At 39.4% G+C, this 254-nt stretch carries 1 pseudogene; it reads right to left on the reverse strand.

Features of this window, described 5'->3' with window-relative positions:
* A pseudogene (locus GBN19_RS16390) lies at positions 1 to 126 on the reverse strand (DDE-type integrase/transposase/recombinase); the annotation flags it as partial.
* Positions 127 to 254 lie beyond the last annotated feature (128 nt).

The raw sequence follows: 254 nt of genomic DNA on the forward strand, positions 1-254 counted from the left end.
ATATTGCACACCTCTATCGGAATGATGAATCACATTCTTTGGCATGCCTCGATCATGCAATGCTTGTTCCAATGCATCAAGCACCATGTCTGTATTCATCCGTGTAGATACTTTCCATCCAACAATTTGAACCGTACCGGGTTTGTCGGAGAGTCAATATTCTGAGAGACTATCCCGATGACAAAATTAAAATATACCCCTGAAATCAGAGAAAGAGCGGTTCAATTATTGATTGAATCTGAAAAAGATTATCC

This window comes from Acinetobacter brisouii (assembly GCF_008993995.1).
GTDB classification, from domain to species: Bacteria; Pseudomonadota; Gammaproteobacteria; order Pseudomonadales; family Moraxellaceae; genus Acinetobacter; species Acinetobacter brisouii_A.